The following is an 18710-nucleotide window of genomic DNA, read 5'->3' on the forward strand; positions in this document are numbered from 1 at the left end:
CGAGGACGTAAAACATGTCGAACGACGACAAGCTCAGGGATTACCTCAAGCGCGTGACGGTGGACCTGCGCCAGACCCGCAGGCAGCTGGGTGAGCTGGAGGCGAAGGACACCGAGCCCATCGCCGTCGTCGGGATGGCCTGCCGCTACCCGGGCGGCGTCGGCTCGCCCGAAGACCTGTGGCAACTGGTCGCCTCGGGCGGCGACGGAGTGTCCGGGTTCCCCACCGACCGCGGCTGGGACCTGGACACGATCTACGACCCCGAGCCCGGGCGGACGGGCCGCACGTACGTGCGCGAGGGCGGATTCCTCCACGACGCCGGCGAGTTCGACCCCGCGTTCTTCGGGATCTCCCCCCGCGAGGCACTGGTCATGGACCCGCAGCAGCGGCTGCTCCTGCAGACCTCCTGGGAGGCCTTCGAAAGCGCGGGCATCGACCCCGTCACCGCACGCGGCACCCGGGCCGGTGTGTTCGTCGGCACCAACGGCCAGGACCACGCCTACCTCCAGCGGCAGGGCGACAGCGACATCGAGGCCCACCTCGTCACCGCGAACACCGCAGCCGTGGTGTCCGGCCGCATCTCCTACGTCCTCGGTCTCGAAGGCCCGGCGGTCACCGTCGACACGGCCTGCTCGTCCTCGCTGGTGGCGCTCCACCTGGCCGCCCAGGCGCTGCGCCGCGGCGAGTGCTCGATGGCCCTGGCCGGCGGCGTGACCGTGATGGCCACGCCGAACACCTTCATCGCGTTCAGTGCGCAACGCGGCCTGTCGTCCGACGGCCGCTGCCGCGCGTTCTCCTCGACCGCCGACGGCACGGGCATGTCCGAGGGCGTCGGCGTGCTCCTGCTGGAGCGGCTGTCCGACGCCCGCCGGCTCGGCCACGACGTGCTCGCCGTCATCCGCGGCAGCGCCGTCAACCAGGACGGCGCCTCCAACGGCCTCACGGCCCCGAACGGCCCGTCGCAGGAGCGCGTGATCCGGCAGGCGCTGGAGAACGCACGACTGACCGCCTCCCAGGTCGACGCGGTCGAGGCGCACGGCACGGCCACCACGCTCGGCGACCCGATCGAGGCGGAGGCACTGCTCGCCACGTACGGTCACGAGCACTCGGGCGAGCGGCCGCTGTGGCTGGGATCCGTCAAGTCCAACATCGGTCACACACAGGCCGCCGCGGGCGTCGCCGGTGTGATCAAGATGGTGATGGCCCTCCGCAACGGCGTCCTGCCGCAGACGCTGCACGTGGACGAGCCGACCGCCCAGGTCGACTGGTCGGCGGGCGGCGTCAGGCTCCTGACCGAGGCCGTCCAGTGGCCCGAGTCGGACCGCCCCCGCCGCGCGGCGGTCTCGTCCTTCGGCGTCAGCGGCACCAACGCGCACCTGATCATCGAGCAGGCCCCGGCCCTCGACGAAGAGCCCGCCGTGGAGCCGGCCGCGGCCCCGAACGCCGGCCCGCTGCCGTGGGTGCTCTCGGCGAAGAGCGACGCGGCCCTGCGCGCCCAGGCGGAGCGTCTGCTCTCCTTCCTGGAGGACGGCCGGAGCGGCCCCGGGAGCACCCCGGCCGACCTCGGCTTCTCCCTCGCCACGACGCGCACCGCCTGGGACCGCCGGGCAGCCGTCGTCGGCGAGAACCTGGAGGAACTCATAGAAGGCGTACGGGCATTGGCATCCGGTACGCCGTCCGCGGCCGTCGTCCACAACGCGGCCCGGCACGGCGGCAAGACCGGCTTCCTGTTCTCCGGCCAGGGCTCGCAGCGAGTCGGCATGGGCCGCGAACTCTACGACGCCTTCCCGGCGTTCGCCGCCGCCTACGACGAGATCCGCGCCCACCTCGACCTCACACCGGACGCGGACGCGGAGCAGCTCGACCGGACCGGTTGCACCCAGCCGGCGTTGTTCGCGGTCGAGGTGGCGCTGTTCCGTCTGCTGGAGTCGTGGGGTGTGCGGCCCGATTACGTGGCCGGGCATTCGGTCGGTGAGATCGCGGCCGCTCATGTCGCGGGCGTGTTGTCGCTGGAGGACGCGGCGAGGCTGGTGTCGGCGCGAGCTGCGCTGATGCAGGCGTTGCCTGCGGGCGGTGCGATGGTGGCGGTGCAGGCGACCGAGGACGAGGTGCTGCCGCATCTGACCGACGGCACGGGCATCGCGGCGGTCAACGGCCCGCAGTCCGTTGTGATCTCCGGTGCCGAGGACGCCGTGCTGGAGATCGCCGAGGTCTTCGCGCAACAGGGCCGCAAGACCTCCCGGTTGAAGGTCAGCCATGCGTTCCACTCGCCGTTGATGGATCCGATGCTGGAGGAGTTCGCCGAGGTCGTCGGCAGTCTGGTCTTCAACGAGCCGCGGATTCCCGTGGTTTCGAACCTCACCGGTCGTCTGGCCGAGCCCTACACCCCCGAATACTGGGTCCGGCACGTCCGTGAAGCGGTCCGTTTCGCCGACGGGGTGCGGACCCTGCACGAGCTGGGTGTGACCACGTTCGTGGAGATCGGCCCCGGCAGTGTCCTCAGCGGCCTGGCGCAGGGCTGTGTGGACGACGTCGTCACCATCCCCGTACTCCGAGGTGACCGCCCCGAGCAGCAGGCCGCCGTCACCGCGCTCGCCGAACTGCACGTCAGCGGCGCCGAAGTGGACTGGCAGGCCTTCTTCCCGGGCGCCCGGCGCGTCGACCTGCCCACGTACGCCTTCCAGCAGCAGCGCTACTGGCTTGAGGCCCCCGAGGCCGAGACGGCCGCCGTGGACGCGGTCGACGCCGAGTTCTGGGCGAGCGTCGAGCGGGAGGACGCCCAGTCCCTGGCCGCCACGCTGGGGCTGAGCCCCAAGGAACTGGACGTCGTGGTCCCGAAGTTGTCGGCCTGGCGGCGCCGGCGGCGCGAGCGGTCCGTCGTGGACGGCTGGCGCTACCAGCTGGCCTGGCAGCCGCTGAACGGTCCGTCCGCAGGCGACCTCTCCGGCAGCACATGGCTGTTCGCCGCGCCCGAGGGCGACGAGTGGGCCGACACGGTCCGCGCGGCCCTGGCCGGACGCGGCGCGCACCTGATCCCGCTGACGGTCGGCGCCGACGCCGATCGCACGTCCCTGGCCGGCGAGCTGACCCGGGCCGTGGCCGAAGCGGGATCGCTCGACGGCGTCCTGTCGCTGCTGGCGACCGACGAGACCCCCTCGCCCGAACACCCCGCGCTCTCCCGGGGCTTCGCGCAGACCGTGGCCCTGGCCCAGGCACTCGGCGACGCCGGCATCGACGCGCCGCTGTGGTGCGCCACCCGTGGCGCGGCCGCCACCGGCCGCTCCGACGACGCACCGCTCAGCGCGGTGCAGAACCAGGTATGGGGCCTCGGCCGCGCCCTGGCCCTGGAACACCCCCGGCGCTGGGGCGGCCTGATCGACCTGCCCGCGGCCGTCGACGAGCGCGCCGCCGGCCGTGTCGCCGCCGTATTGGGGCAGGGAGCCGGCGCTGCCGATGGCCAGGAGGACCAGGTCGCCGTCCGCGCCACCGGCGTGTTCACCGCCCGGCTGGCCCACGCCCGAAGCGGTGCCGGCCGGCCCTGGTCGCCGCGCGGCACGGTGCTGATCACCGGTGGTACGGGTGCGCTGGGCGGGCACGTCGCCCGCTGGCTCGCCGGTGCCGGTGCGGAGCACCTGGTGCTCACGAGCCGCCGCGGCGCCGACGCGCCCGGCGCGACCGAGCTCAAGGCCGAACTGGAGCAGACGGGAGCGCGGGTCACCCTCGCCGTGTGCGATGTCGCCGACCGCGACGCGGTGACGGCGCTGCTCGCCGAGTACACCTTCAGCTCCGTCTTCCACGCCGCGGGTGTGGAACAGTTCGCCCCCTTCGACGAGTTGACGCCGGCCGACTTCGCCCGCACGGTGGCGGCCAAGGCCGGCGGCGCCGCGCACCTGGACGAACTGCTCGGCGACCGCGAGCTCGACGCCTTCGTGATGTTCTCCTCGATCGCCGGCGTATGGGGCAGCGGAATGCAGACCGCCTACGCGGCCGGCAACGCCTTCCTCGACGGGCTCGCGGCGCGGCGGAGGGCTCGGGGCCTGGCCGCGACCGCGATCGCCTGGGGCCCGTGGGCCGACGGCGGCATGGTCACCGACGCCGACGAGGAGCACCTGCGCCGCCGCGGCGTCGTCACCCTGCCCGCCGCACGCGCCGTGACCGCGGTCCAGCGTGCCCTGGACTGCGACGACACCGCGGTCGTCGTGGCCGACATCGACTGGGAACGGTTCATCGGACCGTTCACCCTCGGCCGCCCGAGCGCCCTGCTGTCCGAGTTGCCCGAGGTGCAGCACGCCGGCACCACCGCACCGGCCGCCGCCACCGGCGCCGCGCCCCTGGCGGCCCGGCTCGCCGGCCTGCCGGAGGCCGAGCGCACGAAGACCTTGATCGACCTGGTCCGCGGGCACGTCGCGGCCGTCCTGGGCCACTCCTCGGCGGCGGAGGTCGAGCCCGACCGGGCGTTCAAGGACCTCGGCTTCGACTCCCTGACCGCCGTCGAACTCCGCAACAAGGTGAACACGGCGACCGGTCTCGCGCTGCCGCCCACGCTGGTCTTCGACCACCCCAACGCCACGGCGCTCGCCCGCTTCCTGCAGAGCGAGCTGCTCGGATCGAAGGCCGCGGTGGAGCAGGAGCGGCACGGGGCCGCCGACGACGAGCCCATCGCCATCGTGGCGATGAGCTGCCACCTGCCCGGCGGCGTCGACTCGCCCGAAGCGCTGTGGGACCTGGTGATGTCCGGCGGCGACGCCATCTCCGCGTTCCCGTCGAACCGCGGCTGGGACGTCGAGGCCCTCTACGACCCCGACCCCGATCGCCCCGGCAGGACGTACGCGCGCGACGGCGGCTTCCTCTACGACGCCACCGACTTCGACGCCGACTTCTTCGGGATCTCTCCGCGTGAGGCCCTGGCGATGGACCCGCAGCAGCGCCTGCTGCTGGAGACCTCCTGGGAGGCCTTCGAGCGGGCCGGGATCGCCCCCGCGCAGCTGCGCGGCAGCCGCACCGGCGTCTTCGTCGGCATGGCCTACCAGGGCTACGGAGCCGAGGTGCGCCGCACGCCGGAAGGCGTCGAAGGACACCGGCTCGTCGGCGGTGCGTCCAGCGTCGTCTCCGGCCGGGTGGCCTACACCTTCGGACTTGAAGGGCCCGCCGTCACGATCGACACGGCCTGCTCGTCGTCCCTGGTCGCCCTGCACCTGGCGATGCAGTCGCTGCGCAACGGCGAATGCACGATGGCGCTGGCTGGCGGCGTCACCGTCATGGCCAGTCCGAGCGTTTTCGTGGAGTTCAGCCGTCAGCGCGGTCTGTCGCCCGACGGACGGTGCAAGGCGTTCGGCGCGGGCGCGGACGGCACGGGCTGGGCGGAGGGTGTGGGTGTGGTGCTCGTGGAGCGCTTCTCCGACGCCGTGCGCAACGGTCACGAGGTGCTGGCGGTGGTGCGGGGCAGTGCCGTGAACCAGGACGGGGCGTCCAACGGGCTGACCGCGCCCAACGGCCCGGCACAGCAGCGGGTCATCCGGCAGGCCCTGGCCTCCGCCGGGCTCGCTCCGGGCGATGTGGATGTCGTCGAGGCGCACGGTACGGGCACGACGCTGGGCGACCCGATCGAGGCGCAGGCGCTCCTTGCGACCTACGGACAAGAGCGTGAACGGCCGCTTCTGCTCGGTTCGTTGAAGTCCAACATCGGCCACACGCAGGCCGCCGCGGGTGTCGCCGGTGTGATCAAGATGGTCATGGCGATGCGGCACGGTGTGCTGCCGCAGACGCTGCACGTGGACGAGCCGACGCCGCACGTGGACTGGTCGGCGGGCGCCGTGCGGCTGCTGACGGAGGCCGTCGACTGGCCCGAGTCGGACCGTCCGCGCCGGGCCGCGGTCTCGTCCTTCGGCGTCAGCGGCACCAACGCTCACACCATCATCGAGCAGGCCCCCGCCACGCAGGAGTTGCCTCCCACGCCCGACTCCGGCGCGCTCGTGCCGTGGGTGCTGTCGGGCAAGGGCGAGCGGGCGCTGCGTGCCCAGGCGGCCCGGCTGACCGGCCACCTCGACGCGAACGACTGCTGGACGGCTTCCGACATCGGCCTCTCCCTGGCCGCCCGCGAGACGTTCGAGGACCGCGCGGTGCTCCTGGCAGAGGGCTCGGACAAGCTCCGGCAAGCCCTCACCGCCCTCGCCGCGGGCCGACAGGCGGCGAACGTGACGCTGGGGCGCGCCCGCCCGGGGGGCAAGGTCGGCTTCCTGTTCTCGGGTCAGGGTTCGCAGCGGGTCGGTATGGGGCGTGAGTTGTATGGGGCGTTCCCCGTTTTCGCCGATGCGTATGACGAGGTGTGTGCGCGTCTGGAGGTGCCGGTCGATGTCGAGGCCGAGACCTTGCATCGGACCGGGTGTGCTCAGCCCGCGTTGTTCGCCCTCGAGGTGGCGTTGTTCCGGCTTCTCGAATCGTGGGGTGTGCGGCCGGATTACGTGGCCGGGCATTCGGTGGGTGAGATCGCGGCCGCGCATGTGGCCGGGGTGCTGTCGCTGGACGACGCGGTGAAGCTGGTGTCGGCACGTGCCGCGTTGATGGAGGCCCTGCCCGCTGGTGGTGCGATGGTCGCGGTGCAGGCGACCGAGGACGAGGTGCTGCCGCATCTGACCGACGAGGTCGGCATCGCGGCGGTCAACGGCCCTGGCTCTGTGGTCATTTCGGGTGCGGAGGACGCGGTTGGGGCGATTGCCGAGGTGTTCGCCGCTCAGGGGCGTAAGACGTCCCGGTTGAAGGTCAGTCACGCGTTCCATTCGCCGTTGATGGAGCCGATGCTGGAGGAGTTCGGGGAGGTCGTCGGCGGTCTGGTCTTCAACGAGTCGCGGATTCCGGTGGTTTCTAACCTCACCGGTCGTCTGGCCGAGGCGTACACGCCGGAGTACTGGGTGCGGCACGTGCGCGAAGCGGTGCGCTTCGCCGACGGCATCAAGACCCTCGGCGATCTGGGCGTGACCACGTTCGTGGAGATCGGTCCCGGCGGTGTTCTGAGCGGCCTGGCGCAGGGCTGTGTGGACGACGTCGTCACCATCCCCGTACTCCGAGCAGACCGCCCCGAGCAGCAGGCCGCCGTCACCGCGCTCGCCGAACTGCACGTCAGCGGCGCCGAAGTGGACTGGCAGGCCCTCTTCCCCGGCGCTCACCGCGTCACCCTGCCCACCTACGCCTTCCAGCGCGAGCGCTTCTGGCTGGACGCGGACGAGGACGGGGACGAGGGTCTGGCCGCGGTCACCCCGGCCGACGCGGCGGACTCCGGCTTCTGGGACAGCGTGGAGCGCGAGGACGCGGAGTCCCTCGCCGCGACCCTGGGCGTCGATGCGGACGCCTCGCTGAGCGCGCTCCTGCCCCGGCTGTCCGCGTGGCGCCGTCAGCGCCGCGAGCAGACCGTGGTCGACGGCTGGCGCTACCGCGTCACATGGAAGCCGCTCGGGCCGCTTCCTCAGCCCGGCGCGTCCGGGACCTGGCTGCTCGTCGTGGCCGGCGAGAGCGAGTGGACCGCCTCGGTGCGCACCGCGCTCGGCGAGCGCGGCCTGGAACTGGTGACGCTCGTCGCCGGTCCCGGCACCGACCGCGGGACGCTGGTCCGCGAACTGGCGGGCGTCGGGCCGCTGACCGGCGTGCTGTCCCTGCTCGCCGAGGACGAGAGTGCCTCGGCCGGTCACCCCGGCCTGTCGCACGGCCTCGCCGCGACCCTCTGCCTGGTGCAGGCGCTCGGCGACGCGGGTGTCGACGTCCCACTGTGGTGCGCCACGCGCGGCGCGGTGGCCACCGGCCGCTCCGACCGCGTGGACCGCCCGCTGCAGTCGCAGGTGTGGGGCTTCGGCCGCGCGGCGGCGCTGGAACACCCGCAGCGCTGGGGCGGTCTGCTCGACCTTCCTGATCTGCTGGACGCCCGCACTGCGGCTCGGGTGGCCGCCGTCCTCGGCCAGACGGTCGAGGACCAGGTGGCGGTCCGCGCCTCGGGTGTCTTCGGGCGCCGGCTCGTCCGGGCCGCCCGCGCGACCGGCCCCGCCCGGAAGTGGTCGCCGCGCGGTACGGTGCTGATCACCGGTGGTACGGGTGCGCTGGGCGGGCACGTCGCCCGCTGGCTCGCCGACGCGGGTGCGGAGCATCTGGTGCTCACCAGCCGCCGAGGCCCCGCGGCGCCCGGCGCCGCGGAGCTCGTCGCGGAGCTGGAGGAGCTCGGCGCGGCCGCGACCGTCGTGGCCTGTGACGCGGCCGACCGTGACGCCCTGCAAGCGCTGCTGGCCGAGCACCCCGTCAACGCCGTCGTCCATGCCGCCGGCGTCGGCGACCACGCCATGATCGAGGACTCCGATGCGGCCGGGTTCGCCGGCACGGTGGCGGCCAAGGCCGCGGGTGCCACGCACCTGGACGAACTGCTGGCCGGTCAGGAACTCGACGCGTTCGTCATGTTCTCCTCGGGCGCCGGCATCTGGGGCGGCGCAGGCCAGGGCGCCTACGCGGCCGCCAACGCCTACCTGGACGCCCTCGCCGAGCACCGGCGGGCCCACGGACGCACCGCGCTCGCCGTCTCCTGGGGCGGCTGGGCCGAAGGAGGCATGGCCGACGTCGGCGACGGAGAGGAGATGCTGCGCCGCCGAGGCCTGCCGCCCATGCGGCCCGCCCTCGCGGTCTCCGCCCTCCAGCAGGCGCTGGCCGACGGCGACACCGCCCTCACCGTCGCGGACTTCGAGTGGGAGCGGTTCATCGGCCCGTTCACCGTCGTCCGCCCCAGCGCCCTGTTCTCCGACGTACCCGAGGCGCGCCGCGCCCTGGAGGCGCCGGACTCCGGCGGAGCCGAAGCCGGAAACGCGCTCGCCGCGAAGCTGACCGGGCTGTCCGCGGGCGAGCAGGACCGCACGCTGGTGGATCTCGTCCGCACGCACGCGGCCGCCGTGCTCGGCCACGAGGACGCCGCGGCGGTGGAGCCCGGCCGGGCCTTCAACGACCTCGGCTTCGACTCCCTCACCGCCGTCGAACTGCGCAACAAGCTCACGGCCGACACCGGCCTGAAGCTCCCCACCACCCTGGTCTTCGACCACCCCGACGCCACGACCCTGGCCCGGTTCCTGCGCGCCGGACTGCTCGGTTCGCAGGACGCCGTGCCGCAGGAGCAGCGCACCGCCGCCGTCGGCGACGAGCCCATCGCGATCGTGGCCATGAGCTGCCGCCTTCCCGGTGGCGTCGGCTCGCCCGAGGACCTGTGGCAGCTCGTGATGGCCGGCGGCGACGCGATCTCCGGCTTCCCCGAGGACCGCGGCTGGGACGTCGAGGCCCTCTACGACCCCGACCCGGGCACTCCTGGCAGGACGTACGCGCGCGACGGCGGCTTCCTCTACGACGCCGGCGACTTCGACGCCGCGCTGTTCGGGATCTCGCCGCGCGAGGCGCTCGCGATGGACCCGCAGCAGCGACTGCTGCTGGAGGCCTCGTGGGAGGCGTTCGAGCGGGCCGGTATCGACCCGGCCTCTTTGAAGGGCAGCCGCACCGGCGTGTTCGTCGGCATGTCCTACCAGGGTTATGGCGCGGGCCTGCCGCAGGTCCCGGAAGGCGTCGAGGGCCACCTGCTCACCGGCAGCGCCGCGAGCGTCGTCTCCGGGCGCGTGGCGTATTCGTTCGGCCTGGAGGGCCCGGCCGTCACCGTCGACACGGCCTGCTCGTCCTCGCTGGTCGCCCTGCACCTGGCCATCCAGTCGCTGCGCAACGGCGAGAGCACGATGGCCGTCGCGGGCGGGGTGAACGTCATGGCCGTACCGGCCGCGTTCGTGGAGTTCAGCCGTCAGCGCGGTCTGTCGCCCGACGGCCGGTGCAAGGCGTTCGGCGCGGGCGCGGACGGCACGGGCTGGGCGGAGGGTGTGGGTGTGGTGCTCGTGGAGCGCCTGTCCGACGCCGTGCACAACGGCCACGAGGTCCTGGCGGTGGTACGGGGCAGTGCTGTGAACCAGGACGGCGCGTCGAACGGGCTGACCGCGCCCAACGGCCCGGCGCAGCAGCGGGTCATCCGGCAGGCCCTGGCCTCCGCCGGGCTCACCGAGGCCGACGTCGACGCGGTGGAGGCGCACGGTACGGGCACCGCTCTGGGCGACCCGATCGAGGCGCAGGCGCTGCTCGCCACGTACGGCCAGGAGCGCCCGCGGGACCGGCCGCTGTGGCTCGGTTCGCTGAAGTCCAACATCGGCCATGCCCAGGCGGCGTCCGGCGTGGCCGGTGTGATCAAGATGGTGATGGCGATGCGCCACGGCGTCCTTCCGCGGACGCTGCACGCCGACGAGCCTACGCCGCACGTGGACTGGTCGGCGGGTGCCGTGCGGCTGCTGACGGACGCCGTCGGCTGGCCGGAGACGGACCGTCCGCGCCGGGCCGCGATCTCGTCCTTCGGCGTCAGCGGCACCAACGCCCACACCATCATCGAGCAGGCCCCACCGGCCGAACCGGCCGCCGTCGCACCGGTCGAGGTCGCCTCGGCGACCGTGCCGTGGGTGCTGTCCGGTAAGTCCGAGGCCGCGCTGCGCGCCCAGGCCGAACGCCTGCTCTCGCTCACCGCTGTCGGCGCCGAACCGTCCCTCACCGCTGTCGGCGCCGAACCGTCCCTCACCGCTGTCGGCGCCGAACCGTCCCTCACCGTCGACGGCGCCGGACCGTCCCTCACCGACGTCGGCTTCTCGCTGGCCACCACCCGGACCGCCCTGGAGCACCGCGCCGCCGTGGTCGGTGCCGACCGCAGCCGGATCGCCGAGGGCCTACGGGCCCTGGCAGCCGGGGTGCCCGCTCCCGGCGTCGCCCTCGGCCGCGCCGGCGCCGGCCGGGTCGGGTTCCTGTTCTCCGGGCAGGGCTCGCAGCGCATCGGCATGGGGCGGGAACTGTACGAGGCGTTCCCGGTCTTCGCGGAGGCGTACGACGAGGTGTGCGCCCATCTCGACCGGCACCTCGACCGGCCACTGCGGGACGTGGCCTTCGGCGAGAACGGTCACGAGGACGGCGAGGAGCTGAACCGCACCGTCTTCACCCAGCCCGCGCTGTTCGCGCACGAGGTCGCCGTGCACCGCCTGCTCGAATCGTGGGGCGTGCGGCCGGACTTCGTGGCCGGGCACTCCGTGGGCGAGATCGCGGCCGCGCACGTGGCCGGTGCCCTGTCGCTGGAGGACGCGGCCACACTGGTGACGGTTCGTGCCGCGCTGATGCAGGCCCTGCCCGCCGGCGGGGCGATGATCGCCGTCCAGGCCACCGAGGACGAGGTGCTGCCGCACCTCACCGACGACCTCGGCATCGCGGCGGTCAACGGCCCGCGGTCCGTCGTGGTCTCCGGAGCCGAGGCCGCCGTAGCCGCCGTCGCGGACCACTTCACCCGGGAGGGCCGCAAGACCTCCCGGCTCACCGTGAGCCACGCCTTCCACTCGCCGCTGATGGACCCCGTGCTGGCGGACTTCGCCCGAGTCGTCGGCGGTCTGCGCTTCGAGACACCCCGGACACCGGTTGTCTCGAACCTCACCGGTGAGCTCATCGACACGTACACGGCGGACTACTGGGTCCGGCACGTCCGCGAGGCCGTGCGCTTCGCCGACGGTATCCGGACCCTGGGCGAGCTGGGCGTGACCACGTTCGTGGAGACCGGCCCCGGCACGGTCCTCAGTGCCATGGCCCAGGGGTGCCTGGACGGCGCGGTGACCATTCCGTCCGCGCGGTCGGGCAGCCCCGAACCGGAGGCGGTCACCGGCGCCCTCGCGCAACTCCACGTGCACGGTGTTCCCGTCGACTGGCGGGCGTTCTTCGCCAGCCGCGGCGCCCGGCGCGCCGACCTGCCCACCTACGCCTTCCAGCACCAGCGGTACTGGCTGGAGACCGCCGCGACCGCGGCCGCCGCCGTCGCGGGGACCGACGCCGTGGAGGCCGGGTTCTGGGAGACGGTGGAGCGCGAGGACGCCGCGTCCCTCGCCGCCACCCTCGACCTGCCCGCCGAGCAGCTGGACGCGGTGCTGCCCCGGCTGTCCGCGTGGCGCCGGCAGCAGCGTCGGGAGTCCGTGGTGGAAGGCTGGTCCTACCGTACGGGCTGGAAGCCGCTCAGCGGTCTGCGGGCGCACGAGCTGTCGGGAGCCTGGCTGTTCCTGGTTACCGAGGACACCCAGGACACTGAAGACACCGAGGACGCAGGGGACACGAGGGCCACGGAGGCCGCCGAGTGGACCGCCGCCGTGTCCGACGGGCTCGCCGCCCGCGGGGCCCGGTTGCTCCGGGTGACGGTCGGCCCGGCCGCCGACCGCGGCGCACTGCTGCGGCAGCTCGGCGACGCCGTCCGGGAGACCCCGGTCGACGGGGTGATCTCCCTGCTCGGCACCGACGAGCGGCCCCACATTGGACACCCGGACCTCTCCGTCGGCACCGCGCTGTCGCTCGCGCTCGTCCAGGCCCTGGGCGACGCGGGCATCGACGCCCCGCTGTGGGCGCTGACCAGGTCCGCCATGTCCACCGGCCGTGCGGACACGGTGCCGAGCGCCACCCAGAACGCCGTCTGGGGTCTGGGCCGGGTGGCGGCGCTGGAGCATTCCCGGCGCTGGGGCGGTCTGATCGACCTCCCGGACACGGTCGACGACCGGGTCGCCGACCGTCTCGCCGCGGTGCTCGGCCGGTCGGCCGAGGAACGGTCGGTAGGAGACCGGTCGGCCGAGGAACGGTCGGCAGGGGGTCGGTCGGCCGAGGACCAGATCGCGATCCGCGCCCGCGGTGTGTTCGGCCGCCGGCTGTCCCACACCGTCGCCCGCAGGAACACGCGGGCCGGGCAGCGGTGGACACCGCGCGGCACGGTGCTGATCACCGGTGGTACGGGTGCGCTGGGCGGGCACGTCGCTCGCTGGCTCGCCGGTGCCGGTGCCGAACACCTCGTGCTCGCCGGCCGCCGCGGCCCCGACGCGCCAGGCGCGGCCGGGCTCCTCGCGGAGCTGGAGGCGACCGGTGTCCGTGTCACCGTCGCCGCGTGCGACGTCGCCGACCGTGAGGCGCTGGCCGCGCTGCTCGCCGAGCACCCGGTCAACGCCGTCGTCCACACCGCGGGCGTGGACCACCTGGAGCCGCTGGAGGACATGGCACCGGGCTCCTTCGCCGACGTGCTGTCCGCCAAGGCAGCCGGCGCCCTGCACCTCGACGCGCTCCTCGCCGGCCGGGAACTCGACGCCTTCGTCCTCTTCTCGTCCATCGCGGGCGTGTGGGGCAGCGGCCACCAGGCCGCCTACGCGGCGGCCAACGCCCTGCTCGACGGACTCGCCGAACGCCGCCGCGCCCAGGGCCTGCCGGCGATCTCCGTGGCCTGGGGCCCGTGGGCCGGCGGCGGCATGGCCGAGGCCGACGGCGCGGACGAACGACTGCGCCGCCGCGGCCTGATCCCGATGCCCGCCGCGCTCGCCGTGGCCGGCCTCCGGCAGGCGCTGGACTCCGGCGAGGCGACCGCCACAGTGGCCGACGTCGACTGGGACCGGTTCCTGCCCCCGTTCACCATGGGCCGTCCGAGCGCCCTGCTCGGCGACCTCCCGGAGGCCGAGCGGATCCTCACTGCGGGCAGCACGGCCGACGGGCCCGTCACGGCCGCCGCCTCACCCCTGGCCGACCGCCTCACCGCAATGCCCGAGAACGAGCAGCACGCGCTGCTGGTCGACCTCGTCCGCACCCACGCGGCGGCCGTCCTCGGCCACGACGGCGCCGGCGAGGTCGAGGCCGACCGGGCCTTCAAGGACCTGGGCTTCGACTCCCTGACCGCCGTCGAACTGCGCAACAAGCTCAACGCCGAGACCGGGCTCGCACTGCCGCCCACGCTGGTCTTCGACCACCCCAACGCCCAGGCACTCGCCCGGCAGCTGCGCATCGAGCTCACCGGCCTCACCAGCGCGGCCGCACCGGAAGCTGCGGCCGCACCCGCCGAGGACGACGACCCCATCGCGATCGTCGGTATGGCCTGCCGGTATCCGGGCGGGGTGCGTTCGCCGGAGGATCTGTGGCAGTTGGTGGTCTCCGGTGGTGACGCGGTCGGTGAGTTCCCGGCGGACCGGGGCTGGGACGTGGAGGACCTCTACGACCCGGACCCGGACGCGTCCGGCAAGACGTACACGCGCCGCGGTGGATTCCTGTACGGGGCGGGGGAGTTCGACCCGGGGTTCTTCGGGATCAGCCCGCGTGAAGCGGTGGCGATGGATCCGCAGCAGCGGTTGCTGCTGGAGACCACGTGGGAGACGTTCGAGCGGGCCGGCATCGACGCGGAGTCGGTGCGCGGCAGCCGTACCGGAGTTTTCGTCGGCTCCGGCTACCAGGACTACGCCGCCCAGGCCTTCAACGCGATCGACGACTCCGAGGGCTTCTTCGGCACGGGCAACTCGGCGAGCATCATGTCCGGCCGTATCGCCTACACCCTCGGCCTGGAAGGACCGGCCGTCACCGTCGACACGGCGTGCTCGTCGTCGCTCGTGGCCCTGCACTGGGCGGTCCAGGCCCTCCGTAACGGCGAATGCTCCATGGCGCTGGCCGGGGGCGTGATGGTGATGTCCACCCCGCGTGCCTTCGTGGAGTTCAGCCGCCAGCGCGGCCTGTCGCCGGACGGCCGGTGCAAGGCGTTCGCGTCCGGTGCCGACGGCACGGGCTGGGCGGAGGGTGTCGGCATGCTCCTGGTGGAGCGGCTGTCCGACGCCCGCCGCAACGGGCATCAGGTGCTGGCGGTGGTTCGCGGCAGCGCCGTCAACCAGGACGGGGCGTCCAACGGTCTGACCGCGCCCAACGGCCCCGCGCAGCAGCGGGTGATCCGGCAGGCACTCACCTCCGCGGGCCTCACCACCGTCGACGTCGACGCGGTGGAGGCCCATGGCACGGGCACGAGGCTGGGCGACCCGATCGAGGCGCAGGCACTGCTCGCGACGTACGGCCAGGAGCGCCCCGAGGGACAGCCGCTGTGGCTGGGCTCGCTCAAGTCCAACATCGGCCACGCCCAGGCCGCCGCGGGTGTCGCCGGTGTGATCAAGATGGTCATGGCGATGCGCCACGGCGTGCTCCCGCAGACCTTGCATGTCGACGAGCCGACGCCGCACGTGGACTGGTCGGCCGGTGATGTCCGGCTGTTGACCGAGGCCGTCGACTGGCCCGAGTCGGACCGCCCGCGCCGGGCCGCGGTCTCGTCCTTCGGCGTCAGCGGCACCAACGCCCACACCATCATCGAACAGGCCCCGCCGGCCCCGGCCGAAGAGGTCACCGCCGCCCCGGCCCCGGCGCTCCTGCCGTGGGTGCTCTCCGCCAAGAGCAGCGCTGCGTTGCGCGGCCAGGCACGACGGCTGTTGGTCGTCGCGGAGGACGGCACGTCACCGGCCGATGTCGGCTTCTCGCTGGCCACCACCCGCAGCGCCCTGCGCCACAGGGCGGCCGTCATCGGTGAGAGCGGTGACGACTTCCGTCGTGGACTGGAGCGCCTGGCAGCCGGAATGCCGTCCCCCGGAGTCGTCCAGGGCCGCCCGGGGGGCAAGGTCGGCTTCCTGTTCTCGGGTCAGGGTTCGCAGCGGGTCGGTATGGGGCGGGAGTTGTACGGGGCGTTCCCGGTCTTCGCCGATGCGTATGACGAGGTGTGTGCGCGTCTGGAGGTGCCGGTCGATGTCGGTGCCGAGACTCTGCATCGGACCGGGTGTGCCCAGCCCGCGCTTTTCGCGGTGGAGGTGGCGTTGTTCCGGTTGCTGGAGTCGTGGGGTGTGCGGCCGGGTTACGTGGCCGGGCATTCGGTGGGTGAGATCGCGGCCGCTCATGTGGCCGGGGTGCTGTCGCTGGACGATGCGGTGAGGCTGGTGTCGGCGCGTGCCGCGTTGATGCAGGCCCTGCCCGCCGGTGGTGCGATGGTGGCGGTCCAGGCCACCGAGGCGGAAGTGCTGCCGCATCTGACCGATGACGTCGGCATCGCGGCGCTCAACGGGCCTCGGTCCGTTGTGATTTCCGGTGCCGAGGATGCCGTGCTGGAGGTCGCCGAGGTCTTCGCGCAACAGGGCCGCAAGACCTCCCGGTTGAAGGTCAGCCATGCGTTCCATTCGCCGCTGATGGACCCGATGCTGGAGGAGTTCGCCGAGGTCGTCGGCGGTCTGGTCTTCAACGAGCCGCGGATTCCGGTGGTTTCGAACCTCACCGGTCGTCTGGCCGAGGCGTACACGCCGGAGTACTGGGTGCGGCATGTGCGCGAAGCGGTGCGCTTCGCCGACGGTGTCGAGACTCTGGGCGGGTTGGGCGTGACCACGTTCGTGGAGATCGGCCCCGGCGGTGTTCTGAGCGGCCTGGCGCAGGGCTGTGTGGACGACGTCGTCACCATCCCCGTACTCCGAGCTGAACGCTCCGAGCGGCAGGCACTCGTGACGGCGTTGGCCCAACTGCACACGCACGGCGTGTCCGTGGACTGGAACACATTCTTCGCCGGTGCGCGGAAGACCGACCTGCCCACCTACGCCTTCCAGCACGAGCGGTACTGGGTCGACGCCCCCGAAACCGCTGCCACCGCCGTGGCGGATCCGGTGGACGCGGAGTTCTGGGAGACCGTCGAGCGCGAGGACCTGCGAGCCCTCGCCGACACCCTCGACATCGACGCCGGGGACAAGTTCAGCGACGTGCTGCCGAGGCTGTCGTCGTGGCGCCGCCAGCGCAAGGAGCAGTCCACCGTGGACGGCTGGCGCTACGGCGTCACCTGGAAAGCGATACCCGACCCCTCCCCGGCGGACCCTGCCCGCAACGGCATATGGCTGGTTCCGATCAGCGCCGCGCAACTCGGCGACGACTGGGTCGCCGCCTGGCTCCGCGCGCTCACCGCGCGGGGCCTGACCCCACTGCCGGTCCCGGTCGAGCCGGCCACCTGCCGTGAGGACCTGACCGCGCAACTCGTTCGAGCGGCCGGCGGCGAGACCGTGGCGGGCGTCCTGTCCCTGCTCGCCGTCGACGCCGAGGCCGCTCCCGAGGCCGCCTCGCAGGCCGCCGTGATGCCCGTCGGCGTGACGCTGTCCGTGCTGCTCATCCAGGCCCTGGGCGATACGGGCATCGGCGCCCCGCTGTGGTGCGCGACTCGGAACGCGGTGGGCGTGAGCTCCGCCGATGAGGTGGCTGACCCGTATCAGTCCCTGGTCTGGGGTCTGGGCCGGGTGGCGGCGCTGGAGCACGCGCGGCGCTGGGGCGGTCTGATCGACCTCCCGGACACGGCCGACGGCCGGGTCGCCGACCGCCTCGCCGCGGTGCTCAGCCAGTCAGCCGAGGAACGGTTGGCCGAGGACCAGGTCGCGATCCGTGACCGCGGGGTGTTCGCCCGGCGCCTGTCTCGTCTGCCCGCGGCCCGCGGCGGCCGTTCGTGGTCGCCGCGCGGCACCGTCCTGGTCACCGGTGGTACGGGTGCGCTGGGCGGGCACGTGGCCCGCTGGCTCGCCGGTGCGGGTGCGGAGCACCTGGTGCTCGCCGGCCGCCGCGGTCTCGACGCCCCCGGCGCCGTCCGCCTCAAGGGCGAACTGGAGGAGACGGGCGTGCGCGTGACCGTCGCCGCCTGTGACGTGGCCGACCGTGAGGCGCTGGCCGCGCTGCTTGCCGAGCACCCGGTGACCGCCGTCGTCCACACGGCCGGCACCGCCGAAGCGGGCATGCTCGCCGAGACGAACCTGGGCGACTTCGCCGCGACGGTCGCCGCGAAGGCCCTCGGGGCCGTGCACCTCCACGAACTGCTCGGAGATCAGGAACTGGACGCCTTCGTCCTCTTCTCCTCCGTCTCCGGGGTGTGGGGAGGCGGCGGGCAGGCCGCGTACTCGGCCGCGAACGCCTTCCTCGACGGCCTGGCGCAGCACCGGCGTGCCCGGGGCCTTGCCGCGACGGCGATCGCCTGGGGCCCGTGGGGCGAGGGCGGTATGGTCGCCGACGCCGGGGACGAGGAACGGCTGCGGCAGCGCGGGTTGACCGTGCTGCGGCCGGAGCGGGCGATCTCCGCGCTGCACGGTGCGCTGAGCGGCGGGGACGGCACGCTCACCGTGGCCGACGTGGACTGGGAGAGGTTCGTCGTCCCGTTCACCGTCAGCAGGCCGAGCGCGCTGCTGAGCGACCTGCCCGAGGTCAGGGACGCCCTTGCGGAGGAGCCCGCCGAGCAGGCCGCGGAGCCGTCCGCGCTCAGGGCGAAGCTGTCCACGCTCTCCGAGGACGAGCAGCAACGCCTGCTCGTGGACACGGTCTGCGTGCACGCGGCGGCAGTACTGGGCCACAGCGGATCCGCGGCGGTGGAACCGGACCTGGCGTTCCGGGACCTCGGCTTCGACTCCCTGACCGCGGTGGAGCTGCGCAACCTGCTCACCGCCGACACCGGCCTGACCCTGCCCGCGACGCTGGTCTTCGACCATCCGACGCCCGAGGCGATCGCCCGCCACCTGCGGAGCGAACTCGTCGGCGGGACGTGCCCGGACGAGGTGTCGGTGTTCAGCGAACTCGACCGGCTGGAGTCGGTGATCTCGATGTCCGCCTCCGCCGAGGAGACGGTCCGGACCGGGGTGCGGAGGCGGCTGCAGGAACTGTTGTCCCTGGTGAACTCCGCCGCGGGGCAAGGCGCGGAGACCGCCGAGGCGCAGCGGCAGCTCCAGGACGCGACGGTCGACGACATCTTCGATCTGATCGATCAAGATCTAGAAATTTCCTAGTTCTTGGCGCTCTACCTTTGACGACAGCCGAGG

Annotated in this window: 1 protein-coding gene; it reads left to right on the plus strand. The window is 73.3% G+C overall.

Features of this window, described 5'->3' with window-relative positions; translation table 11 throughout:
- Positions 1-14: 14 nt before the first annotated feature.
- Positions 15-18677 (plus strand): type I polyketide synthase, encoded by an 18663-nt coding sequence (locus ACZ7OY_RS34130; RefSeq protein WP_471915051.1) that lies wholly within the window; start codon positions 15-17, stop codon positions 18675-18677.
- Positions 18678-18710 lie beyond the last annotated feature (33 nt).

It is taken from the genome of Streptomyces sp. NPDC107559 (genome assembly GCF_055657365.1).